Source organism: Myxococcus sp. CA056 (assembly GCF_013336715.1).
GTDB lineage: Bacteria > Myxococcota > Myxococcia > Myxococcales > Myxococcaceae > Myxococcus > Myxococcus llanfairpwllgwyngyllgogerychwyrndrobwllllantysiliogogogochensis.
Genome location: NZ_JABUMT010000012.1, coordinates 66,499 through 90,919 on the forward strand (window position 1 = coordinate 66,499; position 24,421 = coordinate 90,919).

General features: G+C 67.7%; 23 protein-coding genes. 4 read left to right on the top strand and 19 right to left on the bottom strand.

Annotated elements, in window-relative coordinates; translation table 11 throughout:
- Window positions 1–15: 15 nt before the first annotated feature.
- The 17 genes from HUA76_RS33795 to HUA76_RS33875 form a co-directional block, all read right to left on the bottom strand.
- Window positions 16–474, bottom strand: coding sequence for a cytochrome C oxidase subunit IV family protein (locus tag HUA76_RS33795; RefSeq protein WP_141646866.1), 459 nt, complete (start codon window positions 472–474; stop codon window positions 16–18).
- A 13-nt stretch (window positions 475–487) separates the two neighbouring features.
- The gene (locus tag HUA76_RS33800; protein WP_141646865.1) at window positions 488–1,153 is read right to left on the bottom strand and encodes a cytochrome c oxidase subunit 3 family protein; all 666 of its coding nucleotides are present in this window, start codon (window positions 1,151–1,153) and stop codon (window positions 488–490) included.
- Window positions 1,143–2,810, bottom strand: coding sequence for a cbb3-type cytochrome c oxidase subunit I (locus HUA76_RS33805; protein WP_141646864.1), 1,668 nt, complete (start codon window positions 2,808–2,810; stop codon window positions 1,143–1,145). Before HUA76_RS33805 ends, HUA76_RS33800 begins: the two co-directional genes overlap by 11 nt.
- Complete coding sequence (gene coxB / locus HUA76_RS33810) at window positions 2,794–3,840, bottom strand: cytochrome c oxidase subunit II (protein WP_141646863.1); 1,047 nt, start codon at window positions 3,838–3,840, stop codon at window positions 2,794–2,796. Before coxB ends, HUA76_RS33805 begins: the two co-directional genes overlap by 17 nt.
- The gene (locus tag HUA76_RS33815; protein WP_141646862.1) at window positions 3,837–4,718 is read right to left on the bottom strand and encodes an SCO family protein; all 882 of its coding nucleotides are present in this window, start codon (window positions 4,716–4,718) and stop codon (window positions 3,837–3,839) included. Before HUA76_RS33815 ends, coxB begins: the two co-directional genes overlap by 4 nt.
- A gap of 35 nt (window positions 4,719–4,753) precedes the next feature.
- A complete protein-coding gene (locus tag HUA76_RS33820) occupies window positions 4,754–5,215 on the bottom strand; it encodes a hypothetical protein (protein WP_141646861.1) in 462 nt (153 codons plus the stop codon).
- Window positions 5,212–6,447, bottom strand: a complete 1,236-nt coding sequence (locus HUA76_RS33825) for a hypothetical protein (protein WP_141646860.1) — start codon at window positions 6,445–6,447, stop codon at window positions 5,212–5,214. Before HUA76_RS33825 ends, HUA76_RS33820 begins: the two co-directional genes overlap by 4 nt.
- On the bottom strand, window positions 6,444–7,037 hold the full coding sequence (locus tag HUA76_RS33830) for a cytochrome c (RefSeq protein ID WP_141646859.1): 594 nt from the start codon (window positions 7,035–7,037) through the stop codon (window positions 6,444–6,446). The genes HUA76_RS33825 and HUA76_RS33830 overlap by 4 nt, the downstream gene beginning before the upstream one ends.
- The gene (locus tag HUA76_RS33835) at window positions 7,034–7,579 is read right to left on the bottom strand and encodes a DUF3341 domain-containing protein (protein WP_141646858.1); all 546 of its coding nucleotides are present in this window, start codon (window positions 7,577–7,579) and stop codon (window positions 7,034–7,036) included. Before HUA76_RS33835 ends, HUA76_RS33830 begins: the two co-directional genes overlap by 4 nt.
- 4 nt (window positions 7,580–7,583) lie before the next feature.
- A complete protein-coding gene (gene nrfD / locus HUA76_RS33840; RefSeq protein ID WP_141646857.1) occupies window positions 7,584–8,984 on the bottom strand; it encodes an NrfD/PsrC family molybdoenzyme membrane anchor subunit in 1,401 nt (466 codons plus the stop codon).
- A gap of 2 nt (window positions 8,985–8,986) precedes the next feature.
- Entirely contained in the window at window positions 8,987–12,151 is a 3,165-nt protein-coding gene (locus HUA76_RS33845; protein WP_174457686.1) for a TAT-variant-translocated molybdopterin oxidoreductase, read from the bottom strand.
- On the bottom strand, window positions 12,148–12,810 hold the full coding sequence (locus HUA76_RS33850) for a cytochrome c3 family protein (RefSeq protein WP_141646856.1): 663 nt from the start codon (window positions 12,808–12,810) through the stop codon (window positions 12,148–12,150). Before HUA76_RS33850 ends, HUA76_RS33845 begins: the two co-directional genes overlap by 4 nt.
- Window positions 12,811–13,302: 492 nt before the next feature.
- On the bottom strand, window positions 13,303–13,668 hold the full coding sequence (locus HUA76_RS33855) for an HNH endonuclease (RefSeq protein ID WP_141646855.1): 366 nt from the start codon (window positions 13,666–13,668) through the stop codon (window positions 13,303–13,305).
- Window position 13,669: 1 nt separating this feature from the next.
- A complete protein-coding gene (gene pdeM / locus HUA76_RS33860) occupies window positions 13,670–14,323 on the bottom strand; it encodes a ligase-associated DNA damage response endonuclease PdeM (RefSeq protein WP_174463173.1) in 654 nt (217 codons plus the stop codon).
- Window positions 14,293–16,716 carry a ligase-associated DNA damage response DEXH box helicase gene (locus tag HUA76_RS33865; RefSeq protein WP_254614661.1) on the bottom strand — a complete coding sequence of 808 codons (2,424 nt, stop codon included), beginning with the start codon at window positions 16,714–16,716 and terminating at the stop codon, window positions 14,293–14,295. Before HUA76_RS33865 ends, pdeM begins: the two co-directional genes overlap by 31 nt.
- A gap of 136 nt (window positions 16,717–16,852) precedes the next feature.
- Window positions 16,853–18,448 (bottom strand): ATP-dependent DNA ligase, encoded by a 1,596-nt coding sequence (locus tag HUA76_RS33870; protein WP_174463175.1) that lies wholly within the window; start codon window positions 18,446–18,448, stop codon window positions 16,853–16,855.
- Window positions 18,449–18,451: 3 nt separating this feature from the next.
- Window positions 18,452–19,477 carry a ligase-associated DNA damage response exonuclease gene (locus tag HUA76_RS33875; RefSeq protein ID WP_174457626.1) on the bottom strand — a complete coding sequence of 342 codons (1,026 nt, stop codon included), beginning with the start codon at window positions 19,475–19,477 and terminating at the stop codon, window positions 18,452–18,454.
- A gap of 313 nt (window positions 19,478–19,790) precedes the next feature.
- Here HUA76_RS33875 and HUA76_RS33880 point away from each other — a divergent pair, with 313 nt between their 5' ends.
- The 3 genes from HUA76_RS33880 (at window position 19,791) to HUA76_RS33890 (ending at window position 22,483) form a co-directional block, all read left to right on the top strand.
- Entirely contained in the window at window positions 19,791–21,284 is a 1,494-nt protein-coding gene (locus HUA76_RS33880) for an anthranilate synthase component I family protein (protein WP_141647867.1), read from the top strand.
- Window positions 21,281–21,844, top strand: coding sequence for an aminodeoxychorismate/anthranilate synthase component II (locus HUA76_RS33885; protein WP_141647862.1), 564 nt, complete (start codon window positions 21,281–21,283; stop codon window positions 21,842–21,844). The genes HUA76_RS33880 and HUA76_RS33885 overlap by 4 nt, the downstream gene beginning before the upstream one ends.
- A 159-nt stretch (window positions 21,845–22,003) precedes the next feature.
- On the top strand, window positions 22,004–22,483 hold the full coding sequence (locus tag HUA76_RS33890) for a hypothetical protein (protein ID WP_174463176.1): 480 nt from the start codon (window positions 22,004–22,006) through the stop codon (window positions 22,481–22,483).
- A 21-nt stretch (window positions 22,484–22,504) separates the two neighbouring features.
- Here the strand turns inward: HUA76_RS33890 and HUA76_RS33895 are convergent, their stop codons facing one another.
- Complete coding sequence (locus tag HUA76_RS33895; RefSeq protein ID WP_174463177.1) at window positions 22,505–23,101, bottom strand: histidine phosphatase family protein; 597 nt, start codon at window positions 23,099–23,101, stop codon at window positions 22,505–22,507.
- 261 nt (window positions 23,102–23,362) lie between these two features.
- On the opposite strand from HUA76_RS33895, the gene HUA76_RS33900 reads away from it, so the two are divergent.
- A complete protein-coding gene (locus tag HUA76_RS33900) occupies window positions 23,363–23,656 on the top strand; it encodes a hypothetical protein (protein ID WP_254614662.1) in 294 nt (97 codons plus the stop codon).
- 17 nt (window positions 23,657–23,673) lie between these two features.
- Here HUA76_RS33900 and HUA76_RS33905 read toward each other — a convergent pair whose 3' ends face one another.
- Window positions 23,674–24,261, bottom strand: coding sequence for a hypothetical protein (locus HUA76_RS33905; protein WP_174457623.1), 588 nt, complete (start codon window positions 24,259–24,261; stop codon window positions 23,674–23,676).
- Window positions 24,262–24,421 lie beyond the last annotated feature (160 nt).

The window sequence follows — 24,421 nt, forward strand, 5'->3', positions numbered from 1 at the left end:
AAAGGCCCCGGGATATCAGTGGTGCCCGGGTTCCGGAGTCTCGGGCGTGTCCTTCGTCTGGTGCGGCCTCAGCCCACCGCCGAACCGGCCGCGCTGCGCGCCCGTGCCGATATCGGGGGGCTGCAGGTCGCTGTACTGCGAGCCGGGCGGGTTGGCGCCACGGAAGCGGGTGCCGAAGTCCGCGAGCGGGATGATGAGCATCAGCACCACGAAGACGATGGAGACGCCAAAGACGATGCGGTTGGCGCCCCGGTGCTCGGCCAGGTGCATGAAGTACAGCGTGACGAGCGTGCCCTTCACCGTGGCGATGACGAGCGCGAGCAGCAGGCCGAAGGACGGCAGGTGCATGCGGCCGGTGACGACGGTGACGACGGTCAACACCAGCAGGACACCCCAGATGAGCCAGTAGCGGCCCGCTCCGTGGTGCGCGTGCATGTTCTTCTCTTCCTGATGGGATTCGTTGGCGATGGCCATGGTGGTGTCGCCCTCAGACCAGGTACAGCATGGGGAACAGGAAGATCCACACCAGGTCGACGAGGTGCCAGTACATGCTGCCCAGCTCGACCATCGTGTAGTTGTTGGGGCCGAAGTCCTTCTTCTTGAACGCGCGGACCATCGCCACCGCCAGCACGGTCATGCCGATGATGACGTGCAGCGCGTGCAGCGCCGTCGAGCAGAAGTAGACCGTGAAGTAGAGGGTGATGCCGGGCATCTGCATCCCCTCGTAGAAGTAGTACCGGCCCGGCAGCGTCCCGATGTGGAACTTGTGCGCGTACTCGAAGTACTTGATGACGAGGAAGCCCACCGCCATCACGAGGGTCAGCGCGAACATCACGCCCACCATCTTGTTCTTCCCCTCCTTCGCGTAGTGCACCGCGAGCGCCGCGGTCAGCGAGGAGGTGATGAGGACGATGGTGTTCACCGTGCCCATCGTCAGGTCCAGGCTGCGGCTGCCCGCCGCCCACGCTTCCGGGAAGAGGAAGCGGTAGCAGCCGTAGCAGACGAACAGGCCGGCGAAGAGCAGGATTTCCGTCGCCAGGAACAGCCACATGCCCAGACGGGCGGCATGGTTCTGCACCTCGAGCGACGCGAAGTGTTCCGCCAGGCGCGGCACGTTGGCCGTGCCGTCGGCGGTGTGGGCGCTAGACTGCATCGGGAACCTCGGCCTTCTTCGGGTCGACGTAGAAGTGGGGCTCCTCGGGGAAGGTCACCTGCGGGCCCACGAAGTTGTGCGTCGGCGGAGGCGACTCGCTCACCCACTCGTAGCCCTTGCTGCGCCACGGGTTCTTGCCAGAGGCCTCGCCAAACACCAGCGCGTACGTCAGGTAGCACGCGATGATGATGAAGCCGAAGGCGAGCAGCGACGCGCCCGCGGTGGAGGCCACGTTCAGGGCCTGGAAGCGCTCCGGGTAGTCATAGTACCGGCGCGGCATGCCGTTGTTGCCCACCAGGAACTGGGGGATGAACGTCGCGTTGAAGCCCAGGATGATGAGCGCCGCGGACACCAGGCCCCATCCCTCGTGGTACGTCTTCCCGAACATCTTCGGGAACCAGTAGTGGAGGGAGGCCAGGAAGGCCATGATGGTCGCTCCCACCATGATGAAGTGGAAGTGGGCGACGACGAAGTAGGTGTCGTGCCACGGGACGTCCAGCGACACCGTGCCCAGCGCGATGCCCGTCATGCCACCGAACACGGTGAAGAACAGGAAGCCGCAGAAGTAGGCGAACGGCGTCTTGAAGTCGACGGCGCCCTTGTAGACGGTGCCCACCCAGTTGAAGACCTTGATGGCGGTGAACACACCCACCAGCATGGTGAGCACGCCGAACACGCCCGCGTCGAAGGTCGACTGACCGGACACGAACATGTGGTGGCCCCAGGCGAAGAAGCCGACGAAGGCGATGCCGAGGCTGGAGTACGCCACCGCGCGGTAGCCGAAGATGTTCTTGCGGCTGTACGTGCTGACAATCTCGCTCATCACGCCGAAGGCGGGCAGCACCATGATGTACACGGCCGGGTGGCTGTAGAACCAGAACAGGTGCTGGAAGAGCACCGGGTCGCCGCCGCGCGCCGGGTCGAACATGCCGAAGCTGAACAGGTTCTCCACCGCGACCAGCACCGTCAACAGACCGATGACCGGCGTCGCGAGCACCTGGATGCAGCTGGTGGCGTAGATGGCCCAGACGAACAGGGGCATCTTGAACCAGGTGATGCCGGGCGCGCGCATCGTGTGGCAGGTGACGATGAAGTTGATGCCCGTGGCGATGGAGCTGAAGCCGATGATGAACGCGCCGAACATCACCGGCGCCACCGTCGTCGTCGTGTGCGTGCTGTACGGGGTGTAGAACGTCCAGCCCGTGTCCAGGCCGCCGTTGAGCATGCCCCAGAGCATGAACACGGCGCCCGTCAGGTAGATGTAGAACGACGCGAGGTTCAGCCGGGGGAAGGCCACGTCCTTGGCGCCCAGCATCAGCGGCAACATGAAGTTGCCGAAGACGGCCGGAATCGCCGGAATCATGAACAGGAAGATCATCACCAGGCCATGGAGCGTGAACGTACGGTTGTACGTCATCGCGTCCATGATGGTCGGACCCGGCGTCAGCAGCTCCACCCGGAGGAGCATCGCGAAGATGCCGCCCACGAGGAAGAACAGCAGGATGAAGAACAGGAACATCACGCCGATGCGCTTGTGGTCCACCGTCAAGAGCCAGCTCTTGATGGTGGTGCCATCCACCAGATAGCTCGGGTGGTCGTCGTGGTGCTCGTCGTGCGGGGCGGCCCCCGCCGTATCGAGGCTACTGGATGGGGTCATAGGCGGGTCCCTCGGAGGCGCCCTCGCGGACGTTCGGAGTGCGAAGCGACTTGATGTACTCGACGATGGCGGCCGTCTCGGGGCCCTGCAGCTTGCCCTGATACGTCGGCATCACATTCTGGTAGCCCGACACCAGGTGGGCTCCAGGGTCCATCATCGACTGGGTGATGTAGGCCTCGTCCACGCGGATGGTCTGGCCGTCATCCAGCTTCTCCACGCGGTCATACATGCCAACGAAGGTGGGGCCGATGTGCGCCGAGCCATCCACCGAGTGGCACTTCAGGCAACCCTGCGTCCCGGCCAGCACCTGGCCCTGGTCCACCATGCGCGCCACCGGCGGCACCAGCGAGGTGTCCGCGAGCGCGTCCTGGCGGTCCTGCAACCGGCCGCGGCGCTGGTCCTTGATCCAGACGTCGTACTCCTCCTGGGGGAGGACCACGACCTCCGCGAGCATCTTCGAGTGCGACAGGCCGCAGTACTCGGTGCAGAGCACCTGGTACGTGCCGGGCTTGGTCGCCTCGAACCAGATCTGCGTGTAGCGACCCGGCAGCGCATCCATCTTGATGCGGAAGGCCGGCACGTAGAACGAGTGCAGCACGTCCCGGGAAGTGATGAGCAGTCGCACCGGACGGTTGGCCGGGACGTGAAGGACGTTCACGCCGTTGGGGCCCTCCGGGTAGGCGAACTTCCACATCCACTGCTTGCCCATGACGTAGACGTCCATCGCGTCCTTGGGCGGCGTGGTGACCCAGGTGAAGTCCCTGAAGCCGATACCGAACCAGGCCAGGAAGAACACCAGCGGGACGGAGACGAAGAGGAACTCCGTCTTCAGCGTGGGGACGACGTACTCGGTTGCCTGGTCGGGAATCCGCCGGCGGTACCGGAAGAACATGAACAGCGCCGCGAGGCCAACGCCAGCCGACATCACCATCGTCGTTCCCACGACGAAGTGGTGCAGCAGGTCGACCCGTTCCGCGAACGTGGACGCGCTCTCCGGGAGGAACAGAAGGTTGTTGAGAAGCTCGCTCATGCCGCCGCGCCTTTCTTCAGCTCGCGCCTCCAGAAATAGATCAGCATCGTCGCCAGGGCGAGGAAGACAGCCATGCCGCCCAGGCGGATGAACCCGAAGATGTAGAAGCCATACCGCCGGGTCGCGGTGTCATACTTGAAGCAGGACATCACCACGCGGTCGAAGCTGGTTCCGACGCGGCCACCGGCCGCCTCCAGCAACGCCAGCTTCATGTCCTTGGCGGGGAAGTCCGTCCCGTACAGATACCGGGAGATGCTCCCCTCCGGCGTGAGCACCATCACCACCGCGGGGTGGGCGTACTGCTTCGTGCTCGCGTCATACGTGTACTTGAAGCCCACCGCGTCGGCGATGCGGTGGATCTGCTCGTCGGTGCCCGTGAGGAAGTGCCAGGGCGCGCTCTCCGGCTTCCCCATGGACTGAAGGTGCTTGCGCCGGCGCTCGTTGCTCATCGCCGGGGTGTCTTCGGGGTCGACGCTGATGGTGACCGCTTCGTAGTCGCGGCCCAGCTCCAGCCCCAGCTCCCGCATGGACTTCACCTGGGCGTTGAGCACCAGGTTACAGAGCATGGGGCAGTTGTAATAGACGAGCGTCAACAGGGTGGGGAGTGTCTTGGGCAACACCGAGCCCAGCGTCACGTCCTGGCCGTTCACGTCGATGAAGCGGGTCGTCAGGGGCACCGGTTCACCCAGGTGCTCCTCCACGTCCACACCCTTGAGCTGCGGGGGCGCGTCCTGCTGTGCTTCAACGATGGCGCGGGGCGTCTTGCCCCCACCCGGCATCGCGGAGGCCGGGAGCGCCGTGGCGACGAGCAGCGCCACGACGGCGAGCATCCCCCGGCGCGGGGCACACGGGGAGATGTAGGAGAGGATGGACATCATCGCGGACGGCTCTTACGCGAGGCAGGTGAGGGAAGCTACTGCCGCGGCGCCGGAGTGGGCTCCGGAGCCGGCGGCGGGGCGGGCGCGGGAGGCGCCGGGGGCGGGTTGCGGCTCTTGGCGATGACGGTCTTCATCGCCTCGTCCAGGTTGGGGTGCGCCTTGACGCCCGGCTGGTCGCCCCAGCCGGCCTGCAGGGCCTGCTGCTGGCCGCCAATCTTCTCCTCGGCGTGCCAGTCCTGCTCGAACAGGCGCTGGTTGACGATACCCACCTCGTACTGCCCCATGGCCGCCGGACGCGGAGGAGGACCGTCCGGCTGGGCCTCCTTCATGGTGCGGACCTGGATGGCGTACGCCCAGACGATTCCCACCGCGAAGATGACGAGCGAGCCGGCGCCAATGCCCACCACCTTGCTCATCACGATGTGGTCTTCCTCGGCGGCCACACCGTGGGCGCCGACGATGACACGCGACTCGAGCTCAACCTGGGTCTTCTTCATGGCTGCACGTACCTCAGGGACTCCGCGATGTAGGGGTCCTTCACCGGCATCGTGTAGTTGTTGCGCGCGTTCATCAGCGCGAAGCCCACCGCGATGCCACCCACACCCAGGAACGCGGTGATGAGCGTCCAGTGGAAGGTGGGGCCGTTGGTCCCCGTCAGCGCCGGCCAGATGAGCCAGTACAGGTCCACCGCGTGAATGGCCAGCAGGTAGACGGCCACCACCGACAGCTTGCGGGGCTGCAGCTTCAGATTCCGTGACAGCAGCACGAAGAACGGCAGCACGAAGTGGCCGAAGAACAGGGCGATGGACATCGGCTTCCACGCGCCGAAGATGCGCAGGCCGTACCAGGGCGCCTCTTCCGGGATGTTGGCGATCCACACCAGCATGAACTGGGAGAAGGCGATGTAGGCCCAGAATGCCGTGAAGGCCAGCATCAGCTTGCCCAGGTTGTGGAAGTGGGCCGGCGTCACCACGTTGCCGTAGAGGTCCTTGCCCCGGGCGTTGGTGGTGGCGATGGTCAGGATGCAGAAGGCGGCCAGGAAGCTGCCCGCGAAGTAGTAGACGCCGAAGATGGTGGACTGCCACAGCGGCGTGAGGCTCATCAGCCAGTCAAACGACGCGAAGGTGATGGTCAGCGCCAGGAAGGGGAGGATTCCGGGGGAGAAGCGGCGCATGCGCACCGTGAGGTCCAGCCCGCCTTCCGCGTCCTGCTTCAGGCTCAGCCCGCGCAGCTTCCACGCCGCGAAGGCCCACACCACGAAGTAGATGACGTGGCGGACGAGCGTGAACTTCCAGTTCAGGTAGCCGTGCTCCTTGTGCGACAGGTGCTCGGACTCCAGGCCGGTGATGGCGGCGCGCAGCGGCGAGCCCGGCCACCAGGGGTACAGGTAGCCCGCCATGAGAATCACGGGGATGATGAGCAGGATGAAGACGGGGACCGCGGACGCGCCCGTCTCCATGGTGCGCCGCAGGACGATGAGCCACTTGGCCTTCGCCGTGTGGAAGATGGCCACCATGATGAGGAAGGCCACGCTGATGCCCACCCAGTAGACGAAGGCGAGCAGGTAGCTGTGGGCGGCCGCACCCTTGGCATAGGCATCGCTCGAGGCGAAGAAGCCGGCCAGGGTGGCCAAGAGGCCCAGGGCGCCCAGGCCGAACGCCGGCACCATCAACTTCGGCGTGCCGGTGTAGCGCTCCAGGGGGGCTGAGGCTTCGGCTGCGGGGGTCATCGGTTCTCCTGCGGAACGGGCTGCTGCCCGCCCGTACGGGTGTTGCGGGCTTCCTGAAGGGCTCGCACGTAGGCGACCACGGCCCAGCGCTCGCGCACGTCGAGCTCACCAGAGAAGGACGGCATCACGCCGTAGCCCTCGTTGATGGCCGTGTAGAAGTGGCCCGCCGCCTTGCTCTCCAGCTCCAGCAGGGACGGCGGCAGGCGCAGGGCCATGTTCTCCGCCACCACGCTGTTGCCGTCGCCGAGCACGCCATGGCACTGCGAGCAGACGATGTTGTACTTCTTCTGACCCAAGCTCAGCAGGCCCTGGTCCACCGTCACGGGGATGGTGGCCACGGGCTGGCCGTTGGCGCGGCCGCTGAGGGCCGTCTGCCGGGCGACGGGGTCCTTGAGCTCCGGGAGCTTGTCGAAGCGCTCGCGGGGCACCGTTCCGGCCGGGGGCGTGCGCATGGCACGGCCGTCCGCCCAGAAATCAGAGGCCTCGTAGTACTCGTACTTGGCCTGGTGCTCCATGCGCTGGAGGAACTCCGAGGGGACGTCGCAGCCCGACAGGGCGACGAGTCCGGCGGCGGGGATGAGCCACCTCATTCCTTCTCTCCCGTGACGACGGTCACCTGGGTGGCACCCAGGGCCTTGAGCTGGTCAATGACGGCCGCGGCGTCCTGGCCCGTCGCATGCGGCACGCTCAGCCAGAAGCCGTGGGTGGACGCGGTGCGGAAGGCGTCGGACTCGAAGACGGGGTGGTACGGCTGCGGCAGCCGGCTCAGCCCCAAGAGGCCGAAGAAGATGCCGAACGCGGCGAACAGCACGCTCAGCTCGAACGTAATCGGCACCCACGCCGGCAGGGACAGGAGCGGACGACCACCGATGTTCAGCGGGTAGTCGTACGTGTTCATCCAGGTCTGCATGGCGAGCGCCGTGGTCAGGCCCGTGAGCCCACCGCACAGCGCGATGAAGGGGACCTTCGAGGGGGGCAGGCCCAGGGCCTCCGAGCCGCCGTGCAGCGGGTACGGAGAGTAGGTGTCCATCCCCTGGAAGCCCTTCTCCCGCATCTGACGGGTGGCATCCACGAGGACATCTGGCGTCTCGAACTCGGCCAGCACCCAGGAATCGAGGACAGTGGCTTCCATGACTCTAGTGCGCTCCGTGGGATTTCTGGTGGGCGGCGTGCTTGAGCTCCAGCTGGAGCTCCTTCACTTCGCTGATGGCCACCGCGGGCACGAACTTCAGGAACAGGAGGAACAGGGTGCCGAACAGGCCCAGCGTGCCGATGTAGATGCACCAGTCCACCCAGGTCGGGGTGTAGATGCCCCACGAGGACGGCAGGAAGTCCTGGCTCAGCGACGTCACGATGATGATGAAGCGCTCGCACCACATGCCGATGTTCACCGCGATGGAGGCCACCCACATGATGGGCACGCTGGTGCGGCACTTCTTGAACCAGAAGATGTTCGGGGTGATGACGTTGCAGGCAATCATCAGCCAGTACACGCCGGCGTAGGGGCCCGTGGCGCGGTTCACGTAGAAGGTCCAGAACTCGAACTGGTTCTGCGAGTACCAGGCGATGAAGTGCTCCATCATGTACCCGTAGGACACGATGAGGCCCGTCGCGAGGATGACCTTGTTCATGTTCTCCAGGTGGCGGTCCGTAATCACGTCCCGCAGACCCAGGTACTTTCGCGCCGGGACGATGAGCGTAATCACCATCGCGAAGCCGCTGAACACGGCGCCAGCCACGAAGTAGGGCGGGAAGATGGTCGCGTGCCAGCCGGGCAGCAGGGACACCGCGAAGTCGAACGAAACGATGGTGTGCACCGAGACGACGAGCGGCGTGGAGAGGCCGGCCAGGAGCAGGTAGGCGATCTTGTAGTTGTGCCAGTGCCGACCGGAGCCGCGCCAGCCGAGCGCGAACAGGCCGTAGATGGTGCGCTGGAGCTTCGTCTTGGACGAGTCACGCAGCGCGGCCAGGTCCGGGATGAGGCCCACGAACCAGAACAGCGCGGACACCGTGAGGTACGTGGAGATGGCGAACACGTCCCACACCAGCGGGGAGCGGAACTGCGGCCACGCGCCCAGGGTGCTGGGGTAGGGGAACAGCCAGAAGGCGAACCAGGGACGGCCGGTGTGCAGCAGCGGGAACAGACCGGCGCACATGACGGCGAACAGCGTCATGGCTTCCGCGAAGCGGTTGATGCTCGTGCGCCACTTCTGCTGGAAGAGCAGGAGGATGGCGGAGATGAGCGTTCCGGCGTGGCCGATACCGACCCACCAGACGAAGTTGATGATGTCGAACGCCCAGCCGACCGGCTGGTTGTTGCCCCACACGCCGATGCCTCGAGCGAGCGTGTAGGTGACGCCGACGACAAGCAGACCCAGCGCGCTGAGCGTCAGGCCGAAGAGCATGAACCAGCCCTTGCCCGGCTTGCGCCAGACATGGTCCAGCAGCGTCTCGTTGAGGGATTTGTCGTCGTGGTGCGGCGGGATGAGGTCCCGGGGCTCAAGCGGATCGAGCGGGGTGGCGGCGGTCTCGGCCATGATTAGTGGCTCCCTTCCTTCGTCGCGGCCTTGGCCGGCTCGAGGGCGGTATTCGGGTTGCGCACGCGGATGAGGTGCGAGGTGCGCGGACGGGTGCCCAGCTCGTGCAGGAGCTTGTAGGCCCGGACGTCCTCGGTGAGCTGGGTGACGAGCTGGTTCTCGTCGTTCAGCGAGCCGAAGACGATGGCCTGGGCGGCGCACGTCTGCTGGCACGCCGTCTTGAGGTCCGCTTCCTTGATGAGGTGCTTGTTGACGCGCGCGTCGATGCGGGCGCGCTCGATGCGCTGCACGCAGTACGTGCACTTCTCCATGACGCCGCGGTTGCGCACCGTGACGTCCGGGTTCATCAGCATCTTCTCGGTGGCCGTCTTGCCCGCGGTGTAGTGCAGGTAGTTGAAGCGGCGGACCTTGTACGGGCAGTTGTTGGAGCAGTACCGCGTGCCGACGCAGCGGTTGTACACCATGTCGTTCAGGCCCTCGTCCGAGTGCACGGTGGCGTTCACCGGGCACACGTACTCGCAGGGGGCCTTCTCGCAGTGCACGCACATCACGGGCTGCATGACCATCTTCGGGTCGTTTTCGGGACCCTCGAAGTACCGGTCGATGCGCAGCCAGTTCATCTCACGGCTGCGGCCCACCTGCTCCTTGCCCACGACGGGGATGTTGTTCTCCGCCTGGCAGGCCACCACGCACGCGCTGCAGCCCGTGCAGCGGGACAGGTCGATGGCCATGCCCCACTTGTAGCCCTTGGAGTAGTCGAAATCGACGAGGTTGTCCTGGATGCCCGGCTTCAGCTCGCCCTTCACGCGGTGCAGGGTGTGCTGCGTCTCCGTGGACGGGTGCTCCAGCTCGGAGATGGGCATGTCCAGCGCGATGGGGCGGTTCTCCATGCGCCAGTGCGTCTGCGTCAGGCTGAACTTGTAGCTGCCGCGCACCTTGGTGAGCGTGGCGCCGCCGTCGAACCAGGGGTTCTTGCTGGTGCGAATCGGGTTGACGTTGAAGCCCACGCCCTTGGCGACCTGCTCGTGCAGCCCGTTGCGGCCGTAGCCCAGGGCGATGGTCACGGTGTTGTCGGCGTGGCCCGGAACCACCCACACCGGCACCGTCAGCTTCTGGCCGTTGTAGGTCAGCTCCGCCATGTCGCCGGGAGCGAGGTTGAGCGCCTTCGCCGTGTCCGGACCCAGCAGGGCGGCGTTGTCCCAGACCATCTTGGTGATGGGCTCGGGCAGCTCCTGCAGCCAGGAGTTGTTGGCGAAGCGGCCGTCGTAGACCTTGTAGTCGTTGACGAAGTTCAGCTCGAGGTCACCCGAGGCCGGGGGCGTGTAGCCCGCGACCAGCGAGGCGGCGGCGCCGAAGTCCGGCGAGCCCGCGACGGGGTTGGACGCGGTGTTCTCGATGAAGCCCTGGGCGACCCAGGACTCCCAGCGGGCCTCGAAGTCCGCCGCGTTCGCCGTCTGCCCGCGCCAGTAGTCGCGCAGGAGCTGGTAGGCGGGGCGGAAGGGCTCGTCCAGGAACATGGCGAGCAGCTCCGACTCCGGCATGCCGTTGAAGAGCGGCTGGATGAGCGGCTGGGCGATGGAGACGGTGCCCTCCACCGAGCGGCCGTCGCCCCACGTCTCCAGCGGGTGCGCCGCGGGGATGAACCAGTCGACGTGCGCGCTGGTCTCGTCCTCGTAGAGCGCCGTGTAGAGGACGTTGAGCCTGGCGCGGGCGGGGTGGTCCTTGCTGAGCACCTTGCCCAGGCCCACGTCGTCCGGCAGCGTGAAGACGGGGTTGTAGGCGGTGATGACCAGCGTGTCGACGCGGCCGGCCTCGATGTCCTGCACCAGGGTGCGGACCTCGGACATGCCCGTCGCTTCCGCGATGGGGGCCTGGATGTAGCGGACCGTCTTGTCGCCGTTGCCGAGCGCGTTGTTGATGGCGTGGGCCAGCGCGTGGACCGCGGCGGGCTGACGCTCACCCGCGATGACCAGCGACCGGCCGGGGCCGGCGGCGCGCAGGTCGGAGGCGACCGCCTGCACCCAGTTGCCCAGCTCACCGCGCAGCGGCGACTTCGCGGCCGCGGCGCCCGCCAGGGAAGCGGCGCTGCCACCAATGGCCTGGGCCACCGCGGCGGCGAGGCCGAGGACTTCCTGCGACTTCAGGCGCAGGCGGTGGTCCGCCATGCCGCCGGTGATGGAGAAGCGGGCCTCCGCCATGTAGAGGCGGTTGAGCTTGCCCTTGCGCGGGTCGCGACGGTCCGCGAACTCGCGGATGTTGCGCAGGTTGCCCGGGCAGCTCTCCAGGAAGTCCGCGTCCAGCGACAGGACGATGTCCGCCTGGGAGAAGTCGTACAGCGCGGCCACGTGCTGCCCGCCGAACAGGGTGCGCAGCGTCTCCGCCTGCGTGTCCTGGTTGGACGAGGCGCTGTGGAAGCGCGCGTTGGGCAGCTTCTTGATGATGCGGTTGCGCAGGTCGCTCGTCAGCGGCGAACCCACCGCCTCCGTGAGGAAGCGCACGCGCGAGCCACCGTTCTCCGAGGCGGACTTGCCGACCAGGGACGCGATGGTCTCGTTGAGCACGCGCTGGGCGCGGGGCGTCTTGCCCTGGCGCAGCACGCGCGCGCGGCTCGGGTCATAGAGCGACAGCAGCCACGCCTGCTCGAAGGTGCAGGCGGCGCCCTGGTTGACCGGGTGGTCGGGGTTGCCCTCGACCTTCACCGGGCGACCCTCGCGGGCGGTGATGAGCAGGCCGGAGGTGTGACCGGACAGCGTCATCGCGGACGCGTAGTGCAGGGGGTTGCCGGGAGTCACTTCCGGCGGCGTCTTCGTGTACGGCAGCAGCTTCTCGTCCGCGGGACGGGTGCTGCAGGCCGTGGCGCCGGCCAGGGCCAGCGACGCGCCGAGCAACTGCATGAACTCGCGGCGGATGAAGCCCGTGGGGGGCAGGTCCGCGCCCACGGGGAACTCCGGGCGGGACTCCTCCATGTACTCGGAGGTGCCCAGCTTCTCCTCAAGGCTGCGCCAGTACGACTGGCCGTAGCCGTGCTCGGCGGAGTCGGCGTTCGCTGCGGCGTGCTCCAGTGCCTCACCGACGGCGTCAGGCGCCGCGGCGGGCCGGTCCGACACGACCGGGAGCGCGAAGGAAGAGGATTCCTGCGACGGCGCGCCGTCGCGCTTCGTGTTCATCGGTGGCATGTGGAGCAGCTCGTGCGCGAGTGGACGTCGTACTCATCCTTCAGCTTCTCGCCGAGCGCGATGGCCTCGGCCTTGTCCGACGGCGGAGTCCACGTCATCGACGTGATGAACTCCGAGGGCCGCAGGTGCGGCTCGGGATTGCGGTGACACTCCAGACACCAGGCCATGGTGAGCGGAGCGAACTGCTCCACCGCGCCCATCTGGTCGATGCGGCCGTGACAGCTGGCGCATCCCACGCCCTTGTTCACGTGGATGGCGTGGTTGAAGTAGACGAAGTCCGGCAGGTTGTGGACGCGGACCCACTGGATGGGTGAGTCGGCGAAGAAGGCCTTGCGCACCTCGGTGAGGTACGGGCTCTTGTTCCACACCTGGGCGTGGCAGGACATGCACACGGTGGTGGACGGGATGCCCGCGGAGGGCGCCTTGTCCACACTCCAGTGGCAATACTGGCAGTCGATCTTCTCGTCCCCCGCGTGGTGCCGGTGGTCGAATTCGATGGGCTGCTCGATGGGCATCTGCTGGTTGGTGACGTACGGAGACCGTACGTAAGCCATGAGGCCGCCGATACCGATGGCGGGCACGGCAAGAAGCGCCGCGGCGGACAGCCGAGACACCGTGTTCGTCCAGCGTGGAAACAGAGGGCCGCTCATACCAGGACCATGGGCAAGGGGGCTTCTACAACTGCGGTGACAGAAGAAGAGGAAGAGGCGCGGACGTGGCCGAACGCGAGAAGCGGCGGGGCGATCCCGGCCCCGTCGGGGCGGGGGGGCGGCTCCTGGCACGCGGAAGGCGAAGCAGTCACGTCCAACGAAACCTCTATGGATGTTGCCGCGGGCAGGTCCCTCCTCCAGGCCCAACCCAACGCGGCGCGGGACCATCGACCATCGACACCGCAGTGTCAACCATTCTGATGTTGTGGCCGTGGGATACCACTTCCTCGCGCGGAGGCGGGAAATCGCGGTCCGGAGGTGATGAATCTCTCTTCTGGCGGGAGGAAGCGACGTTGAGCCTTTGCCCCTCCACGGTGGATCATCGCGCGCCCTCGGATGGCTTGGCGTGATGCTCACGCGACGTATGGGCAGACCTGCGCGCGGGTTCAGCTTCGGACAGAGACATGTCGTCGACCGAGACTTGCGACAGGCTTACTCGGAGTCCGCGCCGTCGGGCTCCCGCCAGCGCTGTTTTCGGCGGGTGAGCAGCTTCTCCACCAGCTCCCGGGCGCGCGCGTCCCGGTGGTAGTTCGGGTCATGCCGGCGGCCCTTGCCCTGGTTGCAGCGGGCGCAGGCCAGGCCCAGGTTCTCCGGCGCGTCCGTCCCCCCGGCCGTCCGCGGGAGGATGTGCTCGATGGTGGCCCGACTGATGGGCTCGCCATCCAGCCCCACCACGAGATGCGCGTTGCAGTGCAGGCACTTGCCCAGCCAGGCCTCCCGGCCCCGGTGCTCGGTGCGCTCGAAGGTGGTGTCCGTGGCGATGATGCCCAGAATCCTGCGGCGCTTGGAGTCGCTCATCCTACACCTCGACCACGGAGGGGCCGGCGAGGGCGAAGACACGCTCCCCGGGCCGGCGCTTCAGGTCGAGCCCGCCGGTGAACGCGCTGAAGGCGGGGAGCACGCCCACCTCTCGCCCCAGATGGAAGCATGGGAGACGGAGGCGGTCCGCGCCAGCCGCCAGCCTCACGGTGGGGTGGAGATGACCGGCCCACACGTACCGGCCCGCTGAGGGGGTGGGGTGGTGGGCGAAGCGGAAGGGGCCCTCATCCAGGTGGGACTCGTGGACGTCCAGGTGCCACTCCGCTGGCAGGGGTCCCGCGCGGAGGTCATGGTTGCCCCGGACCAGCACCAGCTCCACGTCGGCGTGGGAGGCGCGCCAGTCCGCGAGCCTTCGGATGAGCGCGGGGGTGAGGCCTTCCCTGGAGTGGACGAGGTCTCCCAGGACGAGCAGCCGACGGGCGCCCGTGGTGGCGAGCGCCGAGGACAGGCGGGCCAGGTCGTCCTCGAGCACCCCCAGGGGGAGGGGGATGCCGTGTTGCTGGAAGCTCTCCGTCTTGCCCCAGTGCAGGTCGGCCACCGCGAGCGTGCGGGCTTCGGGCCAGTGCAGGGCTCGTTCTGGAAGAAGCTCCAGCGGGGTGCCGCCTACGCGGACCTGGCATCGTCTCGCGTCCATCGCTCCTTCATTCGCTCCACCCGCTCCAGCAGGGACTCGCTGGAGAGGCTCGCGCTGATGCGCTCGACGACGAGCGGAAAGGCCAGGGGCGTGGGCCTCCGGACATGGAGCAGCTCCAGGGGGCTCGACTCCAGGCGTTCCAGCGCGCGCTCCAGGCGGCCCTGCTCGAACTGCTGCTCCAGCACCTCGCGGCGGGCCTGGGTGAGCAGCAGGTGCCCCGGGTCATAGCGGGCGAAGACATCATGGAGGAGGGCGGCGCTCGTCTGTACCTGCCGCGTGGACTTGCGCGCTCCGGGGAGCCCGGGCAGCACCAGGCCCGCAACGCGGGCGATGTCCCGGAACTGACGCTTCGTCAGCTCGCCCACGTTGACGCTCTCGAGGACATCTTCCACCAGGCGCTCGCGCGTGAAGAGGCGGGGGCGCAGGGCTTCCTCGAAGGGAAAGGGTGCGGGGCTGAGCAGCTCCAGTCCGTAGTCATTCACGGACACACCGAAGGTGGCCTTCTGGAGTCGCGTCAGCCGCAGGGCGAGCAGGGCCGCGAGTCCTTCGTGCACCCGCCGTCCCTCGAAGGGATAGAGGAAGAGGTGGTGCCCGTCGCGCGTCTGACACATCTCCGCCAGCAGTGAGCCCGCAGCGGGGATGCGTGACAGTCGCTCCTGGGCCTCCAGGACGGGCCACGCGGCGGCCAGCTCATCGGAGGTGACGTCGCCGTGGCGCGCGGAGTCGAGGGTGCGGCGGACGGCGGCGGCCAGTGAGGTGGACAGTGGAAGGCGACTGCCGCCCCAGCGCGGGGTTCGCGTCACCTTCGATTTCGCGGGCCGCACATACGCGGTGAGCCCCTGGAGTCGGCCGAGCTCCAGCTTCTTTCCGGCGAACTGGAAGGTGTCTCCCGGGCGCAGCCGGCTGACATAGGACTCCTCCACACTGCCCAACCGTCCCCCGCTCCAGTAGCGCAGCTCCACCACGGCGTCGGAGCTGATGGTGCCGATGTTGAGGCGGTGCAGCCGGGCGACGCGGGCGTCCTTCACGACGAAGCGTCCCTCGTGCTCCTCGACTCGGCGGAACTCCGGGTAGGCGGTCAGCGTGGGGCCGCCTTCACGGACCAGCGTGAGCGTCCAGTCGAACTCCTCATCGGTGAGGTCCGCGTAGGCCGCGGCGCCGCGCACCTCATGGCGCAGGGCTTCTCGGGTGAAGCCGCCTCCGAGCGCGCACGTCACCAGATGCTGGGCCAGCACGTCCAAGGGCTTGCTGGGAGGCTCGCGCGGCTCGACTTCCTTGCGTGCGAGGGCATCCCGGGCGGCGGCCATCTCCACCAGCTCGAGTGCGTGTGTGGGAACGAAGAGGATGTTGCATGTGGCCTCGGGGCGGTGGGCTCCGCGTCCCGCGCGCTGGAGCGTTCGACCGATGCCCTTGGGGCTGCCCACCTGCACCACTCGCTCGACGGGGCCGAAGTCCACGCCCAGGTCCAGCGACGAGGTACACACGACGATGCGCAGGGAGCCGTCCTTGAGTCCGCGCTCCACGTGCTCCCGCTCGTCACGGTCGATGGACCCATGGTGCAGCGCGAGCAGGTGTTCCCACTCGGGACGCGCGAAGCGCAGGCCCTCGAACCAGCGCTCCGCCTGGGAGCGCGTGTTGGTGAAGATGAGCGTGGATTGCGCCGGGTCCAATCGCGCGGCGACGCGGGCCAGCATGGTGAAGCCCAGATGTCCCGCCCATGGAAAGGTGTCCACCTCGTCCGGCAGCAATGTCTCCACGTCCACCGGGCGCTCCAGGTCCGCGCTGACGAGGGTGGGGCGGACGCGGGTGCCGACCGCGTGTCGGGCGGCTTGCTCCAGGTTGGCCAGCGTGGCGGACAGCGCCCAGGTGCGCATGCGTGGCGCGAAGCCTCGCAATCGCGCCAGGGCGAGCTCCGTCTGCGTGCCTCGCTTGGAGCCAAGCAGCTCGTGCCACTCGTCCACGATGACGGCGCGCAGCGAGGAGAACAGCTCCGGTGCGCGCTCGTTCGACAACATCACCGAGAGCGACTCCGGTGTGGTGATGAGCACTTCGGGAAGGCGCTGCCGTTGTCGCTGTCGCACCGAGGAGGAGGTGTCTCCGGTGCGGCTCTCCACTTCGAGGTCCGCATCCAGCACGCTCAGCGGCTCGCGAAGGGCCTGCTCCACGTCGCGTGACACCGCACGCAGCGGCGTCACGTAGAGAAGCTGGAGCCCCTTCTCTCCGTGCTCGGCCACTTCCGCCAGCGGCGCGAGATAGGCGGCGTACGTCTTCCCCGCGCCAGTGGGGACGTGGATGAGCCCACTGTCCCCGCGCGCATACGCGGCCCAGGCTTCCTCCTGGAAGGCGTAGGGCGTCCAACCCTTCGACGTGAACCAGCCGCGAAGTCGCTCCATGGGAGGGCTTCTCACTGCCGGAGGTGAGCGCGCTCCTGGGCGAGGTTTCTTCCTCCTCGGGGTCGCGGGAGTCGAGGTCGTGTCGCCATGGAGTGCCTTTCTCCTGGCCTGGAGTTGGGCTCGGAGCGAGGGCGACCTACGCGCCGGCATGGAGCAGCTCCTTGAGCGAGTCCAGCGAGTCGGCGTCCCCCGGTTTCTTGTCCGTGCGCCAGCGGGCGATGCGAGGGAAGCGCAGCGCGACGCCCGACTTGTGGCGGGGTGACTTCTGGATGCCCTCGAAGTGCAGCTCGAAGACCTGCTCGGGCTCCACCGAACGCACCGGTCCAAACTTCTCGCGCGTGTGCGCGCGAATCCACCGGTCCAGTCGGCCAATCTCTTCGTCCGTGAGGCCCGAATACGCCTTCGTCACCGGCAGCAGGTCCGTGCCGTTCCACACGGCGAAGGTGTAATCGGTGTACAGCGAGGAGCGTCGGCCGTGTCCCGGATGAGCGTAGAGCAGCACCGCGTCCACGGTGAACGGGTCGATCTTCCACTTCCACCAATCGCCACGCTTGCGCCCCGTGAGGTACGCGGAGCTCGAACGCTTGAGCATGAAGCCCTCGACGTTCCGCTCACGTGCCTCGCTTCGCGTGTGCGCCAGGGCCTCCCACGAGGACGCCTCCACGGCGGGGGACAGTGGGAAGGCGGGATGGTGCTTGAGCAGCGCGGCCAGTCGCTCGCGACGCTCGCGCAGCGGCAGCGCCCTCAAGTCCTGACCGTCCTGTTCCAGCAAGTCGTACGCGATGAACGCGGCGGGCGCCTCCGCGAGCACCCGGGGCGTCAGCTTCTGCCGACCGATTCGACGCTGGAGCCGCGCGAAGGGCAGGGGCTTGCCGTCCTCGTACGCCAACACCTCGCCGTCCAATACCGTGCCTTCGGGGAGGGCCTTCGCCGCCTCGGTGATTTCGGGGAAGCGGTCGGTGATGAGCTCCTCTCCCCGACTCCAGAGATAGACGTCGCCCCGCCGATGGATGAGCTGGCCTCGAATGCCGTCCCACTTCCATTCGACCAGCCACTCGGAGAGGTCGCCCAGGGACTCCGGCGGTTGCTCCAGGGGAGACGCCAGATAGAACGGATACGGGCGCGAATGGTGCCCATCCGAGACGTCCGGCGAGACGAGCTGCTGGAAGAACTCCTTCGAGGGCGTCCAGGTCCCCATCAACCGGTGCGCGACGTCCGGCGCGGGAAGCTCCGCCACCTTCGCGAGTGCGCGAACCACCAGGGTGGATGAGACGCCCACGCGCAGCTCCCCGGTGAGCATCTTGTTCAACAGGAAGACTTCGCGCCGGGGCATCGACCGCCACCAGGACACCACCTGCTCGCGCTGCGCTGATACCTCCAGCTCACGCAGGGGCATGAGTCGCTGGGTGAGCCATAGCGACAGCGGGAGCTCTTCCGGTGTGCTCGGTCGTTCCAGGTTGTCCAGCAGCAGGGCGATGACTTCCGCCAGGTCCCCGACGGACGCGTACACCTCCGCGAACAGCCAGTCGGGAATGCCCGTCAGCTCCTGTGTCCATCCCACCAGCAGCTTCGTGGTGAGCAGTCGCTTCAGCTTCTGTCCCGTGAGGAAGTACAGCGCCCACGCGGCGTCTTCGGGAGGCGCTTCCTGGAAGTAGCGCGTGAGGGCCTCCACCTTCGCGTTCGTGGAGGTGGTCTGGTCCAGGCGCTCGTACAGGTCCGCGAGTCGTCGCATGGGTCAGTCCTCCGCCTCGCCCTCGAAGGGGGTCGCCAGCGGGGATGCGTTCACGCCTTGCTCGCGGAGGTAGCGCGCCAGGGGCTCGGCGGAGCCGTGTGTCGTCAGCACCCGCTCCGCGCCTGTGTCCGCGACCGTGCGCAGCAGCGCGGGCCAGTCCGCATGGTCCGACAGCACGAAGCCCCGGTCGAAGCCTCGTCGCCGCCTGTTGCCGCGCACGCGCATCCAGCCCGAAGCGAAACCTGTCTCCGCCTCGCCGAACCGCCGCATCCAGGTGGAGCCGCCCGCGCTCGGAGGCGCCAGCACCAGCGCGCCCGCGAAGGACGTGCCCTTCTCCACCTCCGATGCGAGCTGCGTGGGCAGCATCTTCACGCCCGCGTCCCGGTAGGCCTCCACCAACCCATGCAGCGCGCCATGGATGAAGGCGGTCCGGTCCGTCAGTCGCGCCAGCTCCGCGAGGATCCGCTGGGCCTTGCCCAGGGCGTAGCAGAACAGCACCGCCCAGCGTCCCACCGCGCGATTCGCGTCCCACCACCGCAGCATGTCCTCCGCCACTTCGCGCGCATCGTCCCAGCGGAAGATGGGCAGGCCGAACGTCGCCTCGGTGATGAAGGTGTGGCAGCGCACCACCTCGAAGGGCGCGCACGTCGGGTCCGCCGCGCGCTTGTAGTCGCCAGAGACGACCCACACCTCGCCCTGGTGCTCAAGGCGAACCTGCGCGCTCCCCAACACGTGGCCCGCCGGGTGGAAGCTCACGGTGACGTCGCCGAGCTTCAGCGACTCGCCATACTCCAGGGTGTCGATGTGTGAGTCGGCGCCCACTCGACGTCGCAGCAGGGCCTCGCCCGCTCGGGTGCCCAGGTATCGCTGGTGGCCCGAGCGCGCGTGGTCCCCGTGCGCATGGGTGATGAGCGCCCGTTCCACCGGACGCCAGGGGTCGATGTGGAAACCTCCAGGCTCACAATAGAGCCCGTGGGGCGTCACTGTGACGAGCGGCCTTCGGGCCTGGAAGGAGACGGAGGCGTCCACGGTCCTTCAGAAATAACGAGGGCTTCCGAGCGCGACCACCGGGGTGCGCAGGCCTCTTACCCGCCCTGGTTCCTGGGATGGTCGCCAGCCGCCCGGTCATCACTCCCCGCCTTGACGGCTTCACCGGGAATGGCGGCCCAGGGGCTCGCTGATGGTCCTCGCCGGGACACGTCCGCCGCGCTACACCGAGGACCGCGCCGCGGGGGCGCGGCTTGCGTGCGCTTGAAGGTCGCGCGGGAGCCGCCACCCGGAGCGAAGTCCTCGGTTGTCTCGAGGACGGAGACAATGCGGTAGCGGGGGAGAGGTCATGACCATGGATGCACAGGAGCGGAAGGCGGCCTACCGCCAGCGCGCGGAGCAGGGCGAGGCAGTGCCGGTCTCGGTGGAGTTGCCGGCGGACCTCGACACGCCGCTGTCGGCGTATCTGAAGCTGGGCGGAGGCTCGCGCGGTTTCATCCTCGAGTCGTGCTACGGCGGCGAGCGCTTCGGGCGCTACAGCCACGTGGGCACCCACGCCGCGGGTCGCGTGCGCCTGGACGCGCACGGCGCCACCGTGTGGCGTGGCTCGCGCGAGGAGCGGCGCGACGGCAAGCCGATGGACGTGCTGCGCTCCTTGTGGCGTGAGCTCGCGGTGGCCCGGCTCCCGGGTGAGGCGCCGTTCCTCGGCGGGCTCGTGGGGTACATGGACTACAACTGCGTCTCGTGGATGGAGCCCACCGTTCCGGACCGGCACCCTCGCGACACGTCCTTTCCGGACTCCGAGTGGCTCATCTCCGAGGACTTCGTCACCCACGACTCGCGCACGGGGACGCTCAAGGTCACCGCCATCGCCCGGCCCTCGCTGCATGCCAGCGTGGCCGTCGCGCTGAAGGACGCGGAGGACCGCGCGCAGTCCATGGCCGAGCGACTCCTCAAGCCGCTGCCTCCGGAGGCCTATGCACCTTCGCCTCGCATGAAGGGCGATGGGGAGCCCGTGGCCTGCTGGGACCGCGCCAGCTACGAGGCCGCGGTGGAGCGCTCCAAGGAATACATCCGCGCGGGCGACATCTTCCAGGTGGTGCTCGCGCGACGCTTCGAGTCGCGAGGCGCGCCTCCTCCCTTGTCGCTCTACCGCGCGCTGCGGCGCGTGAACCCCTCGCCGTACCTGTTCCTGGTGGAGCTGGGCGAGGCGCGCGCGCTGGTGGGTGCATCGCCGGAGCTGCTCGTGCAGGTGCGCGACGGGGACGTGGTGGTGCGCCCCATCGCCGGCACGCGGCGGCGCGGAGCCTCCGAGGCGGAGGACCTGGCGTTGGAGAAGGAGCTGCTCGCGGACGAGAAGGAACGCGCCGAGCACATCATGCTGGTGGACCTGGGCCGCAATGACGTGGGTCGCGTGGCGGCGCCGGGCTCGGTGCGCGTCGAGGACCTGATGGTCATCGAGCGCTACAGCCACGTGATGCACATCGTCTCGCAGGTGCGCGGGAAGCTGGACTCGAAGTTCGACGCGCTCGATGCGCTGGCCAGCACCTTCCCCGCTGGCACCGTATCCGGCGCGCCGAAGATTCGCGCGATGCAGATCATCGACGAGTTGGAGGTGCAGCGGCGCGGGCCCTACTCGGGCGCGGTGGGCTACCTGTCCTTCTGCGGCACGCTGGATGTGGCCATCGCCTTGCGCACCTTCTTCGTGGATGGAGACCGGACCATGTGGACCGCGGGCGCGGGACTGGTGGCGGACTCGGTGCCGTCGAAGGAAGCCGATGAGACGGAGGCCAAGGCGGGTGCCATGGCCGCCGCGCTCCGGCTGGCTCGTGAGGGAGGTGGCCGATGATTCTCGTCATCGACAACTACGACTCATTCACCTTCAACCTCGTCCAGCTCCTCTACACGCTGGGCGCCGAGGTGAAGGTGGTGCGCAATGACACGCTCGATATCGCGGGCGTCGCGGCCCAGGGGGCGTCACATCTGGTGATTTCCCCGGGCCCCTGCACGCCGCACGAGGCCGGAATCAGCGTGGCCGCGATTGCCCAGTCGCGCGTGCCGGTGCTGGGCGTGTGCCTGGGACATCAGTCCATTGGCGCGGCCTTTGGCGGCAAGGTGATACGCGCACCGGAGCCGGTGCACGGCAAGTCCGCGCGCATCCAGCACGGAGGCTCGGGTGTCTTCACCGGCGCGAGCCAGGGGTTCCAGGCCGCGCGCTACCACTCGCTCATCGTGGAGGCGTCCTCGCTGCCGTCCGAACTGGAGCCCATCGCGTGGAGCCAGGACGGGCTCGTCATGGCGCTGCGCCACCGCGAGAAGCCCGTGGTGGGCTTCCAGTTCCATCCGGAGAGCGTGCTGACTCCCGAGGGACCCACCCTGGTGAAGAACTTCCTGGAGGGGCGCCTGTAGAGAAGGGAATCGCCCTGTGGGGCTGGGTCATTGTCGCTCGACTGACTCTGTCTGGATTGCGACGAAGCAGGGCTCCAGGGCGTGGAAACCCGCATGCGTAGCATCGCCCTTCCGGCGACCGAGGCCCCCTCCCGGGGTCGGCGCCGGAAGGGAGCCTCGATGAGAAACCGAAGCGTGGTGTTGCGCGGTCTTGCCGTGGTGTTCGGCGCGCTGATGCTGGGCGCGTGCGGAGGCGCGTCGTCCGCGGAAGGTGGACAGGGCGTACCAGTGGAGGAGATGGAGCTGTCCAGCGTGGACTCGGCGCTGGGCATGTGCCCGGGCTACGACTCCTGCGCGAACTGGTCTCCCTGGTACTCCGTGGGTGGTAGCTACTGCGGCCTCAATTCCGCCTGTGGCACGCGCTGGGTCTGCGAGGAGGACCCCTGGGGCTGTCCGAATGGCGTCGCCGCCGAGGCGCCTCCCGCGAAGGACGGCGCGGAGCTGCTGCCCCCGTGTTGCGGCATCCTCTACCGCGAGCCCAACCCCGCGCTCATGGGCGCGCAGGAGCGCTATCGCGTGTGCTTCAATCCGGCGGGCGCCTCGTGCACGGACTACGAGCAGACGAGCAGTGGTTCCGTGCTGAGCTGCGGAGAGTGCTGAGCCCGCGCCGCGTGGCGTGGCTCACCCCTTGAGGTGGGTGGTGTCGTTCCAGCCGGCGAGTGCCGGCTGGGCGGCATCTCCGTCGGAGCCGAGCACGCTGATGGAGCCGGTGCTCAAGAGGAACAGTCGGCCATCATCCGGCGGGAGGCCCAGCCAGCGCGAGGCGAGCACGCGCAGGAAGTGGCCGTGGGAGAAGATGAGGATGTCTCCCTTCTCCTCGCGGGCATCGGCGATGACCTGGTCCGCGCGAGCGCCCACCTGTTGCACTGTCTCGCCGTGGGGCACTCCGTCCTTCCACACCGTCCAGCCGGGGTGCTCCACGCGAATCTCCGCGCCGGTGCGGCCCTCGTGGTCGCCGTAGTCCCACTCCATGAGGTCATCACGCCGCTGGGCCGCGTCGCCGTAGCCGGCCAGCGCGCAGGTCTCGAAGGCTCGGCTCAGGGGGCTGCTCCACACCTGGGAGAAGGTCCAGGCGCGCAGGGGGGCGCCGAGCAGCGCCGCCATCTTCCGACCCTCCTCCAGCAGCGGGACGTCCGTGCGCCCCGTGTGCTGGCCACTGCGGCTCCATGCCGTCTCTCCGTGACGGACGAGCACCACCTGCGGACCCCGCGTTTTCATTGGTCGGATTGTGCCATCCACGCCGTGCCAGGCGCGCGCTTCATCTGGTCCGCTGTCCAACGACGGACGCGCGAGGCTTGAACCCGTGCGTCGTCCACCGCACCCTGGGGTGATTCACGTTGCTCCCGAGGAGTCACGCATGCGTCACCTTCGCCCGTTGCCCCATGCTTCCACCGTCCTCGCGTTGCTCCTGGCCTCGACACTGGCGCTGCCGGGACATGCGCAGGCTCCAGCGGGGAAGGGGCCAGCACGGATGGCACGATGTTGCTGACCATCTTCATGAAGCACGACCAGGGCAAGACGCTGGAGGAGATCAACGCGCATTTGGACCGCACGGGCTTTCGCAAGAGCTTCCCGCCTCCCGGCGTGGAGGTGGTGTCCTGGTACGTGATGATGGGCGTGGGACAGGTCGTCACCGTGCGGCTTCCTCCCGAGAAACTGCGCGAGGTGAACCTCGCGTTCGAGAAGGGCGCGTGGGGCGCGTTCCGCACGGAGTTCTACCCGACGTATGACTACCGGGCCATCTGGGAGAAGGCTCGCTCGGCGACGCCCTGAGGTGCGCCGGGCCCGCTTTAGCGCAGTGCCTCCTGGAGCATCCGGTTCGCAACGCGATGGATGCCGTAGGCGCGCATGTAGAACGGCTCCTCCGCTTTCGTGTCCACGGCGGTCCCCTTGTGCGTAGCGGTCCCATAGGGGAGGTCAGGAAAGACGTCCGCGTAGCAAGTGGGGGCGCTAAGCGCAGTGGTCTGCCAGCCGGCGGTGCTCCGGGTATCGCAGCTCCACTCAAGGGCCGCCCGATAGCTCCCATTGTCTCCGCAATCGGGCGCTGTCTCTTGCTGGGTGGCTGCATCCACCAGCTCGCGGACCATCTGGTATCCGGCGATGGGTGAGAGCGTCCGCTGTGACACTCGGAGGCTGAAGTAGAGCCCCGAGTCGTATCCTCCTTCAATCTTCGCCACGAAGGGCGTCAGGATGAGGTTCACCGTCCCCGACTCGCTGACGTAACAGCGATTGATTTCGAAGTGGATTCGGAGTGCCCCATGCGATGCCGTAAGCAGGCACGCCAGTGGGGAGACTGCTTGTGGTTCCATCTGCGCGTGCGTGGGGCTCGCCGTAAACAGCACCGTCGCCATCACTCCGGCCCAGTTGCCACATCTCATGAAGGACTCCTCTCCAACTCCGTCGGAAAGGCCGTCATGAAACATGGCGAGGGCTTGGGGTTCCTCACGGTCCCATCACGATTCAGACATGGCAGGTGCGCGCCCTCCGCCATGCAGATGGTCCAGGGTGACGCGTTCCGATAGCTTCGCGTGCGGTACG